A 16,606-nucleotide genomic window follows, 5' to 3' on the forward strand; every position below is an offset into this window, starting at 1 on the left:
AGCCGGACGCAGGCTTCGCCAGCTGCTACAGAACGCCAGGCGCGTCAGCTTTCGCCGGCGATCTTCTCTGTCAGGCTCTTCTTGGCCTCTTTGCCTTGGCGCAGCCACTGCAATACTTTCCTGCCGGCCGTTATGCCCGGTTTCTCGATATACAGGAACGTCAGGCTGCTGATGATGATCAGCAGGCAACTGCACAGGGCCAGCAGTGGGAGAAAGGTCCAGAGGTCGCCGGCGTTTAGCCCAAGCATTGGCGGCAGGCGCTGGATCAACACCCACAGCACATAGCCGTGCAGCAAATAGGTGCTGTAGCTGATTTCGCCGAGCCAGCGGATGCTGCGCGGTTTCAACGCACCGAACAGGGTGTTCCCAGACGCCACAATCACAAAGAACAACGACATGAGCAGCAGTGGCCTCAGGCTGAAAGCACGGTTGAATGCCGTGAAGGCAATCACCAATGCCAGCAGTGCGATAATCCCCGCCATTCGCGATTGAGCCCAAGCCACCAGTTGCGGCCGACGAATCCAGTACGCAGCGCCGATGCCGCCGAGAAAACTCGCCAGAAAGTGTTTTTTCAGCGAGTGCTCCAGGCCGACCACTTCATACAGGGCGTAAATGCCGATCAGGCACAACACCACTTGCAGCCTGCTGCCCCGGTAGATGAACACCATGGCGGCAAGGGGCAGTGCCAGATAGAAAAACACCTCATAGCCCAAGGTCCAGGTGACGTTGGAGATCATCATGCCGGTTTGGTAGTACTGGTTGACGTCCGGCCGGTCGAAGGTCAGCCAGGCCAGGACCTGGCCGGCGAAACGGAGGCCAGAGTCCTTGAGTTCCCAGTTTTGCAGGTAGAACACCGAGACAAACACGATCAGCATCAGCGGCAAGTACAACGGGTAAAGGCGAAACAGCCTCGATACCGCGAAGGCCAGCCAGTCGTGTTGACGCTCCTGGGTGAGCAATCGGTTCCAGAACAGGAAGCCGGTGATCATGAAAAACAGCGCGACACTGCCCTGGCCCAGCTGCGAGTACAAATTGCTCGGCGGAAAATCAATCACGCCCGTGCGCAGGAAGATCAAGGTAATGATCGCGTGGTGCACGAACACGCCGAACGCCAGGTAACCGCGTAACCCATCAATGCTGGCATAGCGGCTTTCACCGGAATGTTCGATGTGCCGGGCGATTTTCGGAACGGCGCGCAACAACAGGGCGGCGGTCACGATGGCCAGCAGATAAGCTGCCAGCGCAATGAGTGGGTTGGTTTCAGTCATCAAAGAGCTCGAGCCGGGGCATTCCCGGCCAGCACTTGCCTGTGCAGGTTATCAACAGCGGACTTCGAGGCCGTCATGGCGTAGCCCTGAAGCAGGGCTTCGAAGTGTTCTTCGAACAGCCAGCGCTTGTCCACCGTGTAGCGCTGCATATGGCGCAGGTTTCGCTGACGCAGGGGAAGGCTCAATGAAGAAGGGTAAATGCGCAGGTCGGCCACATCGATCAAGCCGAACTCGCCATCTTCAAGCACCAGCACATTACCCAGATGCAACGAGCGGAAATAGACGCCTTGCTCGTGCAATTGAGCCATGAACTTGCCAAAACGCTGCACCAGCGCCTGGCGCACCGCCGGAGCGGTTATGCCTTGCAAGACCTGACGCAGTGTATTGCCCGGTAGTGGCGAATAATGCACAGCACTGCTGCCGTCTGGGAGGCGATAAAGGTGAAGAATTGGCGGCGTCGGGATCCCCATGCTGCGCAGTTGCTGGCTGTTGACGGCAAAACGTTCGGAGTAGGGGTTGAAACTGCCGGAGGTGTACCAGCGACGGCCGCGAAACAGCTTGAGGAAGCTGCCATCGAGCAGGCGCAAGACTTTGGGGCCCAGGCCATCTTCTTCGATGACCTGCGCATTGGCGGTCAACTGTTGCCGGGCCGCCGGCGTCAGCGTCTTGATAGGCATCGTCAGCAAGCGTCTGGCGCGTTGATTGACACTCAGCGCGACGATTAGCGCCAGCGGAATCCACAGCAGGAACCAGTGCTCCTTGGGCCGCGAAATAATGCCGCCGCCCTCGGTCAGGCCAGCACCAATACCAAATATCAACCAGGTCGAAGCGATGATAAACAGGGGCTGCAGGCGATTGCGCCAACTGCTTAACAGGCTCCAGGCATGGAAAAACAACCACGGCAGCAGGCCAACAACACCCACGTAATAGAGCACGCCCAGGACAAAGCTGTGGGGTTCCTGAAAGTTGTAGCCGACGCCGGGGTCGATCGACAGTTGGGCGTTATAGCCATGACCGATCCAGGGGTGATCAGCAATTTTCTGTACGGCCAACTGCCAGATTTCGAAGCGGTAAGAGTCGCCCCTTTCGATGATCATTCGCGAAAACAGCACGTAAACCGTGACTCCGCTGGCAGCCAACACCCCCAACAATGCGACCGAGCGGCGGTTCCAGCAAATGAAGCTAAGCCAGAGTGCCGCCATCGTCAGCGCAACCAGAGGCGTCCTGGAGCCGGTGGCAATCACCGCGGCAAACATGATTGCCAGCGCCGGGAGGCTCAGCCAGAGCATTTGGCGACGCTTGCAGAGCATGCTGATGCTGAGCCAGTAGGCGGCGTAAAAGCCATACATGTGAGAGCTGAGCAGCGGGTTATCGAACGCGCCGCCACCGATCAAACGCAGGCCAGGCTGGTATACGCGAGCGAACATGAACAGATCGTGGGCGGTGCCGATCAGTCCGACCAATGCAGCGGCAAACAGCAAGGGTTGAATGATTTCGCTGCGATAGCGCACCAGCAAGTAGCAACCCGTGAACAGCAGCAGGGTATGCAGCGGTGGTTTGAATTGTCCGGCGATGTCTTCCTTATCCGGCCCCCAGCACAAACTCAGCAATGCCCAGGCTGCGAACGTCAGCACGGCGATGAAAATCGGGTCGCGGACCAATTCGTTGAGTTCGCGGGGGCGCAGGCACAGGGCGATCAGCGCTGGAATGCTGAAAAGGCCATAAAAAAGTTTGTGGTGCACACTTCGACCTGGCAGGAAGAAGAGTGCGCACAGCAGCAAGAGATAGCCGAGTGGAAGAATCCAGAGGCAAATGAAATCGAAGACTCGATTTGACACACTATTGAAACCGCTTAGTTGCATGCTGGGAGATTCAATCCTGAAGTTGATCGGCCATTTCGGGGTGATGGCTATTTGATGCTTAATCCGACGCCTAACAATAACAGCCTTTATGCGATTGCCAGAACCCTGAAGAAGCTGTGCTAAAGTCTGCGTCCTTTTTATCGACAAACGCGTGATATGACCGACTCCAGTCTCTCCGCAAGCCCATCGAGCTTGAAAATCTACTTCCGTTTGCTCGGCTATGTCCGGCCGTACATCAGTTTGTTTCTGATCAGCATCGTCGGCTTTTTGATTTTCGCTTCGACCCAGCCAATGCTCGGCTACATCCTCAAGTACTTTGTCGATGGCCTGTCCAATCCCGAGGCGGCGCTGTTTCCAACCGTGCCTTACCTGCGCGACCTGCAATTGTTGCAGGCTGTGCCGCTGCTGATCATTCTGATCGCCGCGTGGCAGGGGTTGGGATCTTATCTGGGCAATTACTTTCTGGCCAAGGTTTCCCTCGGCCTGGTCCATGACTTGCGGGTGCAACTGTTCAACAACCTGCTGGTTTTGCCCAACCGGTACTTCGACAAGCATAACTCGGGGCATCTGATTTCGCGTATCACCTTCAACGTGACGATGGTCACCGGGGCGGCCACAGATGCGATCAAGGTCGTAATCCGTGAAGGCATGACCGTGATCTTCCTGTTTGCCTCGCTGCTGTTCATGAACTGGCGCCTGACGCTGGTGATGATTGCCATCCTGCCGCTGATCGCCATCATGGTGCGTACGGCGAGCAAGAAATTCCGCAAGCAGAGCAAGAAGATTCAGGTGGCCATGGGTGACGTGACCCACGTGGCGTCCGAAACCATCCAGGGTTATCGCGTGGTGCGCAGCTTTGGTGGTGAAGTCTACGAAGAGAAGCGCTTCTTTGCCGCCAGTCAGGGCAACACCGACAAGCAACTGCGCATGACACGTACAGGCGCCATTTACACGCCGTTGCTGCAATTGGTGATTTACAGCGCCATGGCGGTGTTGATGTTCCTGGTGCTGTTCCTGCGCGGCGATGCATCGGCCGGTGACATGGTTGCCTACATCACCCTGGCCGGCCTGTTGCCTAAACCGATCCGCCAGTTGTCCGAAGTCAGCTCGACCATCCAGAAAGGTGTGGCGGGTGCCGAGAGTATTTTCGAACAGCTGGATGTCGAGCCTGAAGTTGATACCGGTACCGTCGAGCGCGACGCCGTCAGCGGTCGTCTGGACGTGCGTAATCTGAGCTTCACCTACCCGGACACCGATCGCCAGGTGCTCGATGACATCAGTTTCTCGGTCGAGCCTGGGCAAATGGTGGCACTGGTCGGGCGCTCGGGCAGCGGCAAATCGACCCTGGCCAACCTGATTCCGCGCTTCTACCACCACGATAAGGGCGAGATCCTGATCGATGGTGTTGAGGTGGAACAGTACAAACTGCTGAACCTGCGCAAACACATCGCCCAGGTGACTCAGCATGTGACGTTGTTCAGTGACACCGTGGCCAACAACATTGCTTACGGCGATCTGGCTGGAGCGCCTCGTGAGGCGATCGAGAAAGCCGCGAGGGATGCGTACGCAATGGACTTCATCGCGCAGTTGCCCCAAGGCCTGGACACTCAGGTTGGTGAGAACGGCGTGCTGCTCTCCGGCGGCCAGCGTCAACGCCTGGCCATTGCACGGGCCCTGCTGAAGAACGCCCCGTTGTTGATTCTCGACGAAGCCACCTCGGCGCTCGACACCGAATCCGAGCGCCATATTCAGGCCGCGCTGGATCAAGTGATGAAGGGCCGGACCACGCTGGTGATTGCTCACCGCCTGTCAACTATCGAAAAGGCCGACCTGATTCTCGTTATGGATCAGGGCCGGATCGTCGAGCGCGGCACCCATACCGAGCTTCTGGCGCACAACGGTTACTACGCCCGCCTGAATGCCATGGGCCTTGACGCCCCGGCTGAAGACATCGCCTGACGTTTGCTCACCGGGCGCGCAACGCGCCCGATGATTTGTATCCAGACTTTTCCCTCTCGATCAATCCCCGGCGAGTGCGCTGCCTTTGTTTGATCCGGGCGTGAAACCCTCCCGTAATTCGCAAGATCGACCGCAGAAACAGAATTTGCGGGCGCCTGCTTGGCAGTTCTTGGTATTTTCTGCTCAATAAATGAACAAATCCTCCCGTCAAATCATCCCGTTGCAGCCGTCGCGCAAGCCAATGCCAACCCTGTGGTAATATCGCGCCCCTGTTCATTTTGTATGTGGGTTGCTCCATGAAGTTGTCCATGCCGCGATTCGATCAAGCCCCTGTCTTGGTGGTCGGCGATGTCATGCTCGACCGTTACTGGCATGGTGGTACCTCACGGATTTCCCCTGAGGCACCCGTACCGGTGGTCAAGGTCGAGCAAATCGAGGACCGCCCGGGCGGTGCCGCCAACGTTGCGTTGAACATTGCCGCGCTCGGTGCTCCGGCCTCGCTGGTCGGCGTGACCGGCGACGACGAAGCGGCCGACAGCCTGGCCAATAGCCTCAAGGGTGCGGGCGTTCGGGCGATGTTCCAGCGTATTGCGCACCAGCCGACCATCGTCAAGCTGCGGGTCATGAGCCGTCACCAGCAACTGCTGCGTATCGACTTTGAAGAACCCTTCGCCACCGACGCGTTGGCACTGGGCGAGCAGGTCGATGATTTGCTCGAAGGCATCAAGGTGCTGGTGCTGTCCGACTATGGCAAAGGCGCGCTGAAAAACCATCAGGTGCTGATCCAGGCTGCCCGTGCCCGTGGCATTCCGGTGCTGGCGGATCCCAAGGGCAAGGATTTCTCGATCTACCGTGGCGCAAGCCTGATCACTCCGAACCTCAGCGAGTTCGAAACCATTGTGGGCGGTTGCGCCGATGAGCACGAACTGGTGAGCAAGGGCGCGCAGCTGATGCACGACCTGGACCTCGGCGCCTTGCTGGTAACCCGTGGCGAACACGGCATGACCTTGCTGCGCCCCGATCATCCGGCGTTGCACTTGCCGGCCCGTGCCCGTGAAGTGTTCGACGTGACCGGTGCCGGCGATACCGTGATTTCTACCCTGGCGGCCGCCATTGCCGCGGGTGAAGAACTGCCTCACGCGGTAGCCCTGGCCAACCTGGCGGCGGGCATCGTGGTCGGCAAGCTCGGTACGGCGGCGATCAGCGCCCCGGAGCTGCGTCGCGCCATCCAGCGTGAAGAAGGTTCGGAGCGCGGTGTACTGGGCCTTGAGCAGCTTTTGCTGGCGGTCGATGATGCGCGTGCGCACAAAGAGAAGATCGTCTTCACCAATGGCTGCTTCGACATTCTGCATGCTGGCCACGTGACCTACCTCGAACAGGCGCGGGCCCAGGGCGATCGCCTGATCGTTGCCGTCAACGACGATGCCTCGGTCAGCCGTCTCAAAGGGCCGGGCCGTCCGATCAACAGCGTCGACCGTCGCATGGCGGTATTGGCCGGTTTGGGCGCGGTGGATTGGGTAATCAGCTTCGCGGAAGGCACCCCGGAAAACCTGCTGCGCGAGGTCAAGCCGGACGTGCTGGTCAAGGGCGGTGATTATGGGATCGACCAGGTGGTCGGCGCGGACATCGTGACCGCTTACGGCGGGACCGTGAAAGTGCTGGGGCTGGTGGAAAACAGCTCGACCACGGCGATTGTCGAGAAGATCCGCAATAACTGACCCGGCTTGATCGTTCCCACGCAGAGCGTGGGAACGATCAAGGGCTGACTTTTTTACGCGGCACGATTTTCCTCAGTAATTGCTTTGCCTTCCCACGCAACCGCGCCAAACCTGAATCTTTCCCCGGCGGGCTCAAGCCCTGTTGCCGCACCCAATCCTTCCAGCGAATTCGCTCATCGCGCACCAGCCAGCCTTCCTGCCGGGCAAAACTCTCTGCCAGGTATAACCCGCGAGTGCTCGCCGGGTACAACTGATCTTTTTTCAAGGTATACAACTCGGCCATCGGCTGACCGTCCTGCAAAGGCATCAGGTACAAGTCGGGGCGCTTGCGATCGAGGCGGGCCACCAGTTGATCGCCTTCCAGCCGCTCATCGACATGAAACAGGCTCAAGGACTTGGCTTCTTTCGGCACGTCCAGGCGCAAGTCATAGATCAATTGCAGCGACGCTGTAGGCAGATGCACGTAAGCCCGCGGCCGTTCAATCAATTGAAGATTGGCGCAGCGCACGGGCCGCGCCGAGCCGGACAACGGCGTCAGGCTGAACGGCAGGGCCTCGCGGTAATGCAGGGCCGTGGCGTAGGGTGCCGGCAGCCAGGTGTTGTTGAAGCGTCCGCCGAGCCAGCCTTCGGGCGTTTCCAGCAGGCACTCTTCGGCAATTTCCTGGATCGCCGTGTGCAGCGGCAAGTTCAGCTCATGGGCCGGAACGTACCCGGAGATCAGCTTGAGCACCACGTCGCCACGGTCTTGCCGACGCTGACGCACCAACACCCAATAATCGCGATTCTGCCAATGCAGGGTCAGGCGCACCGAGACACCGAGATTGGCCAGTTCCAGGGCAAATCGCTCGGTGCTGGCCACCGTCACGGGGCGGCGACGTTGCAGGGTCTGGGAGAAATTGAGCGGCATTCCGACGCTCTGATAGCTCAAGCCTTCGGGAGTCGCTTCGACGTACAACGGCAGGGTCTTGAAGTTGCTCGGGTTCTTTCTTATGAGCGTACGCGGCATGTCGGCTCCTGCTTAAGGCCGCGTGGGGCGGCATCAGTTTCTACGTAGGACCTGGGCAACAGTCGCAACGTTGTGGGCGAGGTGCAGCGGATTGATGGTCCCGACGATAGCACTGGCAACACCCGGATGTTCAAACAACAACTCGAAGCTGGCGCGCACTGGGTCCACACCTGGACTCAGGCACACATGACCGCTGGCGAGGGCTTTTTTGACCAGAATGGCTTTGCCGTGTGCAGCAGCATAGTCAATGACGGGCTTCTCGTACTGGTCGTTCAGATTGTAGGTGACCATGGCGCAATCACCTTGCTCCAGAGCCTTCAAACCACCGGCGACGGTTTTACCGGAAAAACCGAAACCGCGAATTTTACCTTCGGCCTTCAGCACGGCGAGGGTCGCATAAACCTCACTGTCATTGAGGATCGACAGATCGTTACCGTCTGAGTGCACCAGCACCAGGTCGATAAAGTCCGTTTCCAGGCGTTGCAGGCTGCGCTCTACGGACAGCCGAGTGTGGGCAGCGCTGAAATCATGGCTCGACTGGCCATCACAAAACTCTTCGCCGACCTTGCTGACAATCACCCAGTCTTGACGCTGGCCGCGCAACAGCGGGCCAAGGCGTTCTTCGCTGCGGCCATAGGCCGGGGCGGTGTCGATCAGGTTGATGCCCATGTCACGGGCGAGCTTGAGCAGGCTGCGTGCATCGTCATCGTCGGGGATCTGGAAGCCGTTGGGGTACTTCACGCCTTGGTCGCGGCCGAGTTTGACGGTGCCCAGGCCCAGTGGCGAAACCAGCAGGCCGGTGCTGCCCAGTGGGCGATGCAGGTCGTGCAGGGTCGGTTGGCTCATGGCAGCAGTTGCTCCCAGGCCGGCACGCCCATCGGCGGCTTTGGCAGTGGCGGCAGCGGGGCGGTCTGGCTTGGCTGGATGCCGTCACGCGTCAGGCTGGCGATGACCCGGTCGGAGAAGTCTGGCGCCAACGCCAGTTTGGTTGGCCAGCCCACCAGCAGCCGACCTTGTTCGGCGACAAACGCATTGTCGGGACGAATGAGCCCCGATTGCAGCGGCTCGGCGCGGTCCACGCGCAAGGTGGCCCATTGCGCTGTGCTCAGGTCGATCCATGGCAGCAACTGACCGAGCTCATGCTGGGCCGTGGCGATTTGCTCGGCGGGTTCGCGGGCAACGCCTTCGGCTTCGGCGATATCGCCACCCATGTACCAGACCCATTGACCATCGGCCGCCGGGTGAGTGGTCACGGTCAGGCGTGGTTTGGTGCCGCCGCCCAGGCAATGGGCGTACAGCGGTTTGAGACCCGGGCCTTTGGCGATGATCATGTGCAGCGGCCGTCGCTGCATGGCGGGTTGGCTCAGTCCCAGTGCTTCCAGCAACGCCGCGGTGCCGCCACCGGCGCTGAGGACGATGCGTTGTGCACGAATCTCGCGGCCGTCCACCTTCAAGCCGACCAGCACGCCACTTTCAAGCAGCGGTTCGATGGTCTGCCCGGCGAGCAGGCCATCACCGGCCAGATCGGCCAGGCGCTGGATCAGGCTGGGCACATCGACCACCAATTCGGCCAGGCGATAGACCTTGCCCTTGAAGCGTTTGTCTTGCAGGGCCGGTGGCAATTGATCGCCCTTGACCTGATCGACACGCCCGCGCACGGCCTTGCTGGCGAAGAAGCTGGTGAGGTTGCCGGCGAGCGTGCCGGGGGACCAGAGATAGTGAGCTTCGGACAACAGGCGCACGCCGGACAGGTCCAGTTCGCCATCGCCCGCCAGCGCTTCACGCCAGCGACGCGGCATGTCGGCAATCGCCTCCGACGCCCCGGTCAGGGCGCCATGCAACGCGTACTTGGCGCCGCCGTGGATGATGCCCTGGGACTTCACACTCTGCCCGCCGCCGAGGCTGGCGCTTTCCACCAGCACGGTCGAAAAACCCTGGCGGCGCAGGCGCGCATTCAGCCAGAGGCCGGCGACACCAGCGCCGACAATCAGAACGTCGGTGGAAATAACGGATGGCATGCGGCGACCTCAGTGTTCAAGACGAGGTCGCAGTATACAGATTCATGCCAAGCGCTATGTAGCAGCTGCCGAAGTCCTCGCCTTCGATCTGTCTGAATTGTCTATGGTCAGTTTTTACGACTGCTTCGCAGTCGGACGCAGCCTTCGGCAGCTGCTACACAAAGTGGTGTATCAGTGGCCGGCGGTCTTGGAGAAGAGCTGGATCACCACAACGCCCAATACAATCAGCGCCATCCCCAGCATCGCCGGCACATCCAGCTTCTGTCCGTAGATAAACAGTGCCGCGACGCTGACCATCACGATGCCCATGCCGGCCCATACCGCGTAAGCGACGCCCACCGGCACGCTGCGCACCACCAGGGTCAGCATCCAGAAGGCGATGCCGTAGCCGACGATTACCAGTATCAGTGGCAGTGGGGTGCTGAAGCCTTTGACGGCTTTCATCGAAACGGTCGCGATCACTTCGGCGCAGATGGCGATGGCCAGGTAGTAGTAAGCGGTCATGGGTGCATCCTCGTGTGAAGTGTTGCTTTCTATGGTCGGCATTTTAGAGGCTGTTGAGATGCGGTAAAGTCATTACCTATCTGCCACGAAGATGGGTTGGCCTATGCAATGGAATCTTGAGCAACTGCAACTGTTTGTCAGCGTAGCGGAGCAGCGTTCGTTTTCTGCCGTGGCGCGTCTTCAGCGCAGGGCGCAGTCGGCGGTCAGCAGTTCTATTGCGTTGCTGGAAGAAGACCTGGGTGTCAGCCTGTTCGACCGCAGCAGTGGCCGTCAGCCGAAACTCACCGAGGCCGGCAATGCCCTGTTGGAAGAGGCGCGGGAAGTGTTGCGTCAGTGTGAGCGCCTCAATGGCCGTGCGCTGGCCATGATGCGCGGCCAGGAGGCGCGTCTGCGGGTGGCCCAGGATGAGGCCATGCCCTATCAGCCGATCATCGAAAGCTTTGAAGCCCTGGCCGAAAAATTTCCCAGCCTTGAAGTGCAACTGACCAGCGCTGCCCAAGGCGATGTGGCGCGCAAACTGGTGGAGCGTCGGGCCGATCTGGGTTTGCTGTTTTATCACGACCAGATCCCCGAAGCCCTTGAGCGGCGGGTGTTGGGCAGCGTTGAGATGGTCACGGTGTGCGGCGTCGGACACCCACTCGCCAAACAGGCTCAAGCTGATTGCCAGGCGCTGGCGCAGCATCGACAGTTGTTGATGTCCACACAGTCCAGCGTCTATCCCGGCAGTGAACCGGCCAGTCCGCAAGTCTGGCGCGCCGACAGCTTCTACGTGATGGCCGAATGGCTGGTGCGCGGTCTCGGTTGGGCGTGGTTGCCACGGCATGTGGTGCAGTACCCGGCGTATCAGGGCCTGATGGTTGAACTGGTCAGCGAATGGACACCGCCGGCGCTGGTGGTGGAACTGGTTTGGCGTCGCGATGAGCCGCTCGGCCCGGCGGCGCGTTGGCTAGCGGAACGTTTTGCCGTGCACTTGCAGACGATCGGCGAGAAAAGCCGATAAACTCCGCCGCCATGAATAGAACTCTCTACACCGCGCTGTTTTATCTGGGGCTGCCACTGGTAGCAATTCGGCTGTGGCTGCGAGCGCGTAAGGCGCCAGCGTACGCCAAGCGCATTGGCGAGCGCTTTTCCATCGGACTGCCAGCGATGAAGCCGGGTGGTATCTGGGTGCACGCGGTGTCGGTGGGCGAAAGCATCGCCGCGGCGCCGATGATTCGCGCCCTGTTGCAACGTTATCCACAGTTGCCCATTACCGTGACTTGCATGACCCCGACCGGGTCCGAGCGCATCCAGGCGTTGTTCGCCAATGAGCCGCGCATCCAGCACTGCTATTTGCCTTACGATTTGCCCTGTGCGGCGGCGCGTTTTCTTGATCGGGTCCGGCCTACGCTGGCAGTGATCATGGAGACCGAACTCTGGCCCAACCACATTCACCAATGTGCCAAACGTAATATTCCCGTGGCATTGGCCAATGCGCGACTGTCTGAACGCTCAGCCAAGGGCTATGGCCGTTTCAGCAAACTGACCCAACCGATGCTCGCCGAGATGAGCCTGTTCGCGGTACAGACCGAGGCCGAAGCCCAGCGCTTTCGCGAGTTGGGCGCCCGCCCGGACACCGTGGAAGTTACTGGCTCGATCAAGTTCGACCTGACCATCGACCCGCAATTGCTGCAACGTGCCGTCGAGCTACGCACGCAATGGCAGGCCCAGGAACGACCGGTATGGATTGCCGCCAGTACCCATGAAGGCGAAGACGAGGTGGTCCTTGCGGCTCATCGTCAGCTGTTGACCAATCATCCCGATGCCTTGCTGATATTGGTACCGCGCCACCCGGAGCGTTTCAACGCGGTGTTCGACCTGTGTCAGCAACAGGGCTTTACAGCGCTGCGTCGCTCCAGCGGCGAGCCGGTGACCTCGGCGACATCGGTGCTGGTGGGCGACACCATGGGCGAGTTGCTGTTTCTCTACGCCTTGGCCGACAGTGCTTTTGTGGGCGGCAGTCTCGTGCCGAATGGCGGGCATAATCTGCTGGAGCCGGCAGCACTGGCCAAACCTGTCCTGAGTGGCCCGCACCTGTTCAACTTCCTCGAAATCGCCGCGCAATTGCGCAATGCCGGGGCGTTGCAGGAGGTGGAGGATGCTGAAGGTCTGGCGCTGGCGGTGCAGCGGCTGTTCGAGTTGCCGCGCGATGCGCAGCGGATGGCAGAGGCGGGGTTGAAAGTGATGCGCACCAATCAAGGCGCGTTGCAGCGTTTGCTGGATGGGTTGGGGCGTTTGATCGGCCGCTAATGTGTCGCGAGGGGGCATGCCCCCTCGCCGCAAGTATTACTGGGTGGGCGGTCGTGACTTGAGTTGCTCTTCCGCGGCCTTGGCCAGGTCGGGCGGCAAGAAATCCTTGTCGGGGTTGTAGTCAGCCTTGAGGAAGCGTTTCAAGTCTTCCAGATCCCCCGGGTTCAGCGTGCCGGCCTGCTGCTTCAAGCGCAGGTTGTCGAGGATGTAGTCGTAGCGGGTGTTGTTGTAGTCGCGCACCGAGGTGTACAGCGAGCGCTGCGCATCCAGTACGTCGACGATGTTGCGTGTCCCCACCTGATAACCGATCTCGGTCGCTTCCACCGCACTCTGGTTGGAGATGATCGACTGCTTGCGCGCCTGTACCTGCTCAACGTCAGTATTCACCGCGCGATGCAGGTCGCGGGTGCTTTCGACGATTTGCCGACGCAAGGATTCGCGTTGCTGCTCGGTCTGGTCCAGCTGTGAGTACGATTGACGCACTTGCGAGGTGATCAGGCCGCCGCTGTAGATAGGGATGCTCAGTTGCAGTCCCACTGTCGTTTGCTCGACGTCGCCACCGTAGGCCTGGGGAAGGTTGTTCGGGTTGCTGAACCCCAGCGCGTCGTTGTCGCCTTTTTCATATTTCGCCACGGCGTCGAGGGTCGGTAAGTGACCGGACTTGCGCTGCTTGAGGGTTTCTTCGGCGGCACTGACGGCGTAGTTGCTGGCCAGCAAATTCAGGTTCTGCCGAGCCGCCGTTTCGACCCAGGCTTTGGCGTCGTTCGGTACCGGCGGCAGGATCGGCAGTTTATGGCTGATGCCCCAGATCGAGTTGTACTGACGGTTGGTCAGGGTGACCAGCGCTTCAAACGCGTCATCCACCTGACGCTGTGCAACGATTCGGTTGGCGCGTGCAGTGTCGTAGCTGGCTTGTGAGTTCAGCACGTCGGTTTTGTCCGACAGGCCAACGTCAAAACGCTCGTTGGACTGGTCGAGTTGGCGTTTGAACGCCGCTTCTTCTGCCTTGGTCGACGCCAGGTTGTCCTGTGTGCGCAACACATTGAAGTAGTTTTCAGCAGTTTGCAGGATCAGGTTTTGCTCGGTGGCCGAGAGTTGCAGGGCGGCCTGTTCATTGACTTCCTTGGCTGCCTGGAACTGGAACCAGCGATCGGCACGAAACAGCGGCTGTGCCAGGGTAGCCTGATACGAGCGTGCATTGCGGTTGGCCGTCGACGAAGGCTGATCGATTGCCGTGCGCACATTGGCAACGTCGGCGCCGCCCGAGAGGTTGGGCAGCAAGCCGGCACGCGCCTGGGGCACGACTTCTTTCTGGGCGCCGTATTGAGCGATGGCCGCCGCAAGGTCGGCGTTGTTGTTCTTCGCTTCCTGGTAGACGCTGACCAGGTCGTTCCTGGTCGATAAGGGCGCTTCTGCTGCCCAGGCCATTCCATAAGACGCACAAGACACGGCAAGGGCCAGTGAAAGTTTGCGCAGCATAGGCGTTCCCTAGAATTAATATTACATAAGTAATTTGAGCGCCAAGTCTGAGGCGCGGCTCGTACCACGTCAATGCATGGCTCGGCGTAGCGAGTGTAGTTGTGCACGAGGGCGGCAACAATCCTGTATGCGCCATTCATCATGGTGTTTGCAGCGGTGTTGGCGTTCTTTGCCGGTTGTGTCTAGACTGGCCGGGTTCTTGTCGGGGTGCCTTGCTATGAGGCTGAGATCGAATAATTTCGGATCCCGTTGAACCTGATCAGGTTAGCGCCTGCGTAGGGAACAAGATTTCTCGTCACCCGGCGAGTCCTCTTGTGCTTCGTCCGGGATGTTGTTCGACAATCGAACACCCCTCGAGCACTGAGCACAGCACAGCTGGTTTTCCCAGCGCACGTGCGTCCATTCGTTTACAGGTTCGCTCCGACAAAAATCCACTGCCTGGATGTGTTCGGAGAGCCCGTGATGACGATAAAACCAAAAAACATAACGAACCTGAGTGATTCGGCCCAAGTCGATCAACAATCGGTTCAGCCGTTTACCCGCTCGCAAAAAATCTATGTCCAGGGCTCTCGTCCGGACATCCTCGTACCGATGCGCGAAATCAGCCTTGATGTGACCCCGACGGACTTCGGCGGCGAGATCAACGCGCCGGTGGTTGTGTACGACACCTCGGGCCCGTACACCGACCCCAACGTCATCATCGACGTGCGCAAAGGCCTGGCCGATGTGCGCTCGCCATGGATCGAGTCCCGTGGCGACACCGAGCGCCTGGCGGGCCTGAGCTCCAACTTCGGTCAGGAACGCCTCGCCGATGCCGAGCTGACCAAGCTGCGTTTTGCTCACGTCAACAACCCGCGCCGCGCCAAGGCTGGCGCCAACGTCAGCCAGATGCACTACGCCCGCAAAGGCATCATCACCGCCGAGATGGAATACGTCGCCATCCGCGAAAACATGAAGCTGGAAGTGGCTCGCGCTGCCGGCCTGCTGGACCAGCAACACGCCGGCCACAGCTTCGGTGCCAGCGTGCCAAAAATCATCACTCCCGAATTCGTGCGTGACGAAATCGCCCGTGGTCGCGCGATCATTCCGGCCAACATCAACCACACCGAACTGGAACCGATGATCATCGGCCGTAACTTCCTGGTGAAGATCAACGGCAACATCGGCAACAGCGCTTTGGGTTCGTCCATCGAAGAAGAAGTGGCGAAACTGACCTGGGGCATTCGCTGGGGTTCGGACACGGTCATGGACCTGTCCACCGGCAAACACATTCACGAAACCCGCGAGTGGATCATCCGCAACTCGCCGGTGCCGATCGGTACAGTGCCGATTTACCAGGCCCTGGAAAAAGTCGGCGGCGCTGCCGAAGACCTGACCTGGGAGCTGTTCCGCGACACCTTGATCGAACAGGCCGAGCAGGGCGTTGACTACTTCACCATCCACGCCGGCGTCCTGTTGCGTTACGTGCCGCTGACCGCCAAGCGTGTGACCGGCATCGTTTCCCGTGGCGGTTCGATCATGGCCAAGTGGTGCCTGGCGCACCACAAGGAAAACTTCCTCTACACCCATTTCGAAGACATCTGCGAAATCATGAAGGCTTACGACGTCAGCTTCTCGCTGGGTGATGGCCTGCGTCCGGGCTCGATTGCCGACGCCAACGACGCCGCGCAATTCGGAGAGCTGGAAACCCTCGGTGAGCTGACCAAAATCGCCTGGAAGCACGACGTGCAGTGCATGATCGAAGGCCCGGGCCACGTGCCGATGCAGTTGATCAAAGAGAACATGGACAAGCAGCTGGAATGCTGCGACGAGGCGCCGTTCTACACCCTCGGCCCGCTGACCACCGACATTGCACCAGGCTATGACCACATCACTTCGGGTATCGGTGCGGCGATGATCGGCTGGTTCGGTTGCGCGATGCTGTGCTACGTCACGCCGAAGGAACACCTGGGCCTGCCGAACAAGGATGACGTGAAGACCGGGATCATCACCTACAAGATCGCCGCGCATGCCGCCGATCTGGCGAAGGGGCATCCGGGCGCACAGATCCGCGACAATGCCTTGAGCAAGGCGCGTTTCGAATTCCGCTGGGAAGACCAGTTCAACCTGGGCCTTGATCCAGACACTGCCCGTTCGTATCACGATGAAACCCTGCCGAAGGATTCGGCCAAGGTCGCGCACTTCTGCTCCATGTGCGGGCCGAAATTCTGCTCGATGAAGATCACTCAGGAAGTCCGCGAATACGCGGCCAACCAGCGGATCGACACCGTTGATGCCGACGTCGCCCAAGGGTTGGCGGATCAGGCTGAGCGGTTCAAGCAGGAAGGCAGTCAGCTGTACAAGAAGGTTTGATCTGACCGGCAGTGCCGGTCTCTCAAGGCTGGCGCTGTTTTTTTGTAGGAGCAAGGCTTGCCCGCGATGGCGTCCTCGAGATCGCCATCGCGGGCAAGCCTTGCTCCTATAGGTTCGATGATCAACACAACAACAAATGTCCCTCTGAGAT

The 16,606-nt window shown here is 59.8% G+C and carries 12 protein-coding genes and 1 riboswitch; of the genes, 5 read left to right on the forward strand and 7 right to left on the reverse strand.

Annotated features, from left to right (window positions below; all coding sequences use genetic code 11):
- Positions 1–44: 44 nt before the first annotated feature.
- Positions 45–1,268, reverse strand: a complete 1,224-nt coding sequence (locus C7534_RS07555; RefSeq protein WP_109785420.1) for an acyltransferase family protein — start codon at positions 1,266–1,268, stop codon at positions 45–47.
- On the reverse strand, positions 1,268–3,130 hold the full coding sequence (locus C7534_RS07560; RefSeq protein ID WP_109785421.1) for a bifunctional O-antigen ligase/aminoglycoside phosphotransferase family protein: 1,863 nt from the start codon (positions 3,128–3,130) through the stop codon (positions 1,268–1,270). Before C7534_RS07560 ends, C7534_RS07555 begins: the two co-directional genes overlap by 1 nt.
- 156 nt (positions 3,131–3,286) lie before the next feature.
- On the opposite strand from C7534_RS07560, the gene msbA reads away from it, so the two are divergent.
- Positions 3,287–5,089, forward strand: a complete 1,803-nt coding sequence (gene msbA, locus C7534_RS07565) for a lipid A export permease/ATP-binding protein MsbA (protein WP_109785422.1) — start codon at positions 3,287–3,289, stop codon at positions 5,087–5,089.
- A gap of 296 nt (positions 5,090–5,385) precedes the next feature.
- Positions 5,386–6,807: a bifunctional D-glycero-beta-D-manno-heptose-7-phosphate kinase/D-glycero-beta-D-manno-heptose 1-phosphate adenylyltransferase HldE gene (hldE, locus tag C7534_RS07570; RefSeq protein WP_046028345.1), complete on the forward strand. Its 1,422-nt coding sequence runs from the start codon at positions 5,386–5,388 to the stop codon at positions 6,805–6,807.
- Between the two features lie 37 nt (positions 6,808–6,844).
- Here hldE and C7534_RS07575 read toward each other — a convergent pair whose 3' ends face one another.
- The 4 genes from C7534_RS07575 to C7534_RS07590 all read right to left on the reverse strand — a co-directional run bounded on the left by C7534_RS07575 (position 6,845) and on the right by C7534_RS07590 (position 10,335).
- On the reverse strand, positions 6,845–7,813 hold the full coding sequence (locus tag C7534_RS07575; RefSeq protein ID WP_077432358.1) for a metal ABC transporter ATPase: 969 nt from the start codon (positions 7,811–7,813) through the stop codon (positions 6,845–6,847).
- 33 nt (positions 7,814–7,846) lie between these two features.
- The gene (locus C7534_RS07580; RefSeq protein WP_109785423.1) at positions 7,847–8,659 is read right to left on the reverse strand and encodes an aldo/keto reductase; all 813 of its coding nucleotides are present in this window, start codon (positions 8,657–8,659) and stop codon (positions 7,847–7,849) included.
- Positions 8,656–9,831, reverse strand: a complete 1,176-nt coding sequence (locus tag C7534_RS07585; RefSeq protein ID WP_109785424.1) for an NAD(P)/FAD-dependent oxidoreductase — start codon at positions 9,829–9,831, stop codon at positions 8,656–8,658. Before C7534_RS07585 ends, C7534_RS07580 begins: the two co-directional genes overlap by 4 nt.
- A gap of 171 nt (positions 9,832–10,002) precedes the next feature.
- Positions 10,003–10,335: a DMT family transporter gene (locus tag C7534_RS07590; protein WP_008027887.1), complete on the reverse strand. Its 333-nt coding sequence runs from the start codon at positions 10,333–10,335 to the stop codon at positions 10,003–10,005.
- A gap of 103 nt (positions 10,336–10,438) precedes the next feature.
- On the opposite strand from C7534_RS07590, the gene C7534_RS07595 reads away from it, so the two are divergent.
- Together C7534_RS07595 and waaA are read left to right on the forward strand one after the other, a co-directional pair.
- The gene (locus C7534_RS07595; RefSeq protein ID WP_046028353.1) at positions 10,439–11,335 is read left to right on the forward strand and encodes a LysR family transcriptional regulator; all 897 of its coding nucleotides are present in this window, start codon (positions 10,439–10,441) and stop codon (positions 11,333–11,335) included.
- Between the two features lie 11 nt (positions 11,336–11,346).
- On the forward strand, positions 11,347–12,624 hold the full coding sequence (waaA, locus tag C7534_RS07600) for a lipid IV(A) 3-deoxy-D-manno-octulosonic acid transferase (RefSeq protein ID WP_109785425.1): 1,278 nt from the start codon (positions 11,347–11,349) through the stop codon (positions 12,622–12,624).
- A gap of 36 nt (positions 12,625–12,660) precedes the next feature.
- On the opposite strand, the gene C7534_RS07605 is transcribed toward waaA, so the two are convergent.
- On the reverse strand, positions 12,661–14,103 hold the full coding sequence (locus C7534_RS07605) for a TolC family outer membrane protein (protein ID WP_046028358.1): 1,443 nt from the start codon (positions 14,101–14,103) through the stop codon (positions 12,661–12,663).
- A 193-nt stretch (positions 14,104–14,296) separates the two neighbouring features.
- Positions 14,297–14,402: riboswitch (TPP riboswitch) on the forward strand.
- A 163-nt stretch (positions 14,403–14,565) separates the two neighbouring features.
- Here C7534_RS07605 and thiC point away from each other — a divergent pair.
- Complete coding sequence (thiC, locus tag C7534_RS07610; protein ID WP_046028360.1) at positions 14,566–16,455, forward strand: phosphomethylpyrimidine synthase ThiC; 1,890 nt, start codon at positions 14,566–14,568, stop codon at positions 16,453–16,455.
- The last annotated feature ends 151 nt before the right edge of the window (positions 16,456–16,606 follow it).

The sequence above is a fragment of the Pseudomonas sp. OV226 genome (genome assembly GCF_003148705.1).
GTDB lineage: Bacteria > Pseudomonadota > Gammaproteobacteria > Pseudomonadales > Pseudomonadaceae > Aquipseudomonas.

Bases quoted from the DNA above. Each gene is read 5' to 3' on its own strand.
- C7534_RS07555 (WP_109785420.1), bottom strand. From the start codon at position 1,268: ATGACTGAAACCAACCCACTCATTGCGCTGGCAGCTTATCTGCTGGCC.
- C7534_RS07560 (WP_109785421.1), bottom strand. From the start codon at position 3,130: ATGCAACTAAGCGGTTTCAATAGTGTGTCAAATCGAGTCTTCGATTTC.
- msbA (WP_109785422.1), top strand. From the start codon at position 3,287: ATGACCGACTCCAGTCTCTCCGCAAGCCCATCGAGCTTGAAAATCTAC.
- hldE (WP_046028345.1), top strand. From the start codon at position 5,386: ATGAAGTTGTCCATGCCGCGATTCGATCAAGCCCCTGTCTTGGTGGTC.
- C7534_RS07575 (WP_077432358.1), bottom strand. From the start codon at position 7,813: ATGCCGCGTACGCTCATAAGAAAGAACCCGAGCAACTTCAAGACCCTG.
- C7534_RS07580 (WP_109785423.1), bottom strand. From the start codon at position 8,659: ATGAGCCAACCGACCCTGCACGACCTGCATCGCCCACTGGGCAGCACC.
- C7534_RS07585 (WP_109785424.1), bottom strand. From the start codon at position 9,831: ATGCCATCCGTTATTTCCACCGACGTTCTGATTGTCGGCGCTGGTGTC.
- C7534_RS07590 (WP_008027887.1), bottom strand. From the start codon at position 10,335: ATGACCGCTTACTACTACCTGGCCATCGCCATCTGCGCCGAAGTGATC.
- C7534_RS07595 (WP_046028353.1), top strand. From the start codon at position 10,439: ATGCAATGGAATCTTGAGCAACTGCAACTGTTTGTCAGCGTAGCGGAG.
- waaA (WP_109785425.1), top strand. From the start codon at position 11,347: ATGAATAGAACTCTCTACACCGCGCTGTTTTATCTGGGGCTGCCACTG.
- C7534_RS07605 (WP_046028358.1), bottom strand. From the start codon at position 14,103: ATGCTGCGCAAACTTTCACTGGCCCTTGCCGTGTCTTGTGCGTCTTAT.
- thiC (WP_046028360.1), top strand. From the start codon at position 14,566: ATGACGATAAAACCAAAAAACATAACGAACCTGAGTGATTCGGCCCAA.